General features: G+C 42.9%; 2 protein-coding genes. Both read left to right on the top strand.

Going from position 1 to position 1,652, the window contains the following annotated elements; genetic code table 11:
- Positions 1–163 precede the first annotated feature (163 nt).
- A complete protein-coding gene (locus tag ACMFKV_RS07165; protein WP_413154922.1) occupies positions 164–412 on the top strand; it encodes a phage head-tail joining protein in 249 nt (82 codons plus the stop codon).
- A partial coding sequence (locus tag ACMFKV_RS07170; RefSeq protein ID WP_413154923.1) for a phage portal protein occupies positions 412–1,652 on the top strand: 1,241 nt, incomplete at its 3' end. The genes ACMFKV_RS07165 and ACMFKV_RS07170, both read left to right, overlap by 1 nt.

Consider the following 1,652-nt stretch of genomic DNA (forward strand, 5'->3'; position numbering starts at 1 on the left):
AGGAAGTTGATATTTTAGAAGAGCGCTTGGAAAGTCTCAAAAATATGGAGGCATCTTCCGAGAGTACAGAATCTTTTCCAACACAGCTTCAGACACCACAGCCTCAAAGGAAACAACTAAGGAGGTCAGTTAGTCCATATATGCAAAAAGATTGGAATTATTTATGAGTGAGAATTTAAGTCAGTTGGGTAGCAAAAGTGAAAAAATTGCGGAGTTAAAACAACGACGTGAACAACTTGAGGAGACTCTTTATTCAGGGGTGCAATTTGTACGTCACGGTGACAAGCAAGTGGGAAACCGTTCTGTAGAGGAATTACGCAAGGCACTTGCAATGCTAGATAAGCAAATAGAAGAGCTCGAAGGGCATGGAAGCCCTCGTATTTTTTATATTGATGCGAGGCGCGGTTATTAATGGCTGGATTATTCAATAAAATAACGGGTCTTTTTCGTGCTTCTGGTGATCATAATCCACCTTTTGAAGCTGCTAGCTATAGTCGTCGAATGCGCGGGTTAAATCCTGCTAAAAAACATATTAACCAAGCAATTGAAGCAGCAGGCGATACAATTATTGCACGTTCAAGGTGGCTCTATGATAATGAAGCCCTGTATGGCTCTGCCACAGAGGAATGGGTCTCGGCAGCAGTTAGTGATGGGATTAAGCCTTATCCTAAAATTGAAGGCTTTCAAGAAGAAAAGAAGAAGCTGCTTGATCTTTGGTGGCAATGGGTTGATGAGGCTGATTATGACGAAGATGCCAATTTTTATGGTCTTCAAGCAACCATTGCTCGAGAAGTTTTTTTAACGGGTGAATGTTTTGTCAGGCTGCATTATGTTGACCTTTATGGGCGTTCAGGTGTGCCTCTTCAATTGCAAATTTATCCCGCAGAAATGCTTGATTTAACCTATAGCGGGGTTGCTGAAATTGAGGGCAATTATATCCGCATGGGGATTGAGTTTAATGCCAGTGGTAAGCGTGTTGCTTATCATTTTTGGCAGCATCATCCTTATGATAGCAGCCCAGTGAGTGGAGCGTTTGGAAACAGAGAGCGCGTGCGGGTACCAGCAGAAATGGTCATCCATATTAAAGAAAGGCGTGTTGCAGGACAATTGCGTGGCTCGCCGAAAGTAACGCGCTGCCTGACAAAGATTTTTCAGCTTGAGGCTTACGATGACGCAGAGCTTGATAGAAAAAGAAACGCAGCCCTTTTCATGGCGTTTGTTATAAAGTCTAATCCCAATGCTAGTAACGCGTATGCATCTGATAATCGCGAAGAAAGCAATAAGAAGGAATCGCAAGCAGAGCTTTTTCCACTTGAGACAGGTGCTGTTCAAGAAATGGAAGAGAACACGGACATCAAATTTTCCAATCCCGTAGAGGTTGGCGGTTCTTATGAGCCTTTTCAATATCGCACTACTTTGAAAATTTGCAAAGGACTCAACATGCCTTATGCGGTTGTGACAGGTGATGTAACACGGGGGAATTTTTCCAATGTGCGCACATCGATCATTCAATTTAGACGCCAGATCAAACAATGGCGCGAACATATTATAGCCTTTCAGTTCAACCGCATTGTTTGGGAACGTTTTGTTGAAATGGCAGTGCTTTCTGGACGTGTTCATTTACCAAGATGGGAAGAGGATTATTTGCCGTG

The sequence above is a fragment of the Bartonella propinqua genome, assembly GCF_047263965.1.
GTDB lineage: Bacteria > Pseudomonadota > Alphaproteobacteria > Rhizobiales > Rhizobiaceae > Bartonella.

What these genes read in the sequence shown, in the direction of transcription:
- ACMFKV_RS07165 (WP_413154922.1), top strand. Translation starts at nt 164, where the DNA reads ATGAGTGAGAATTTAAGTCAGTTGGGTAGCAAAAGTGAAAAAATTGCG.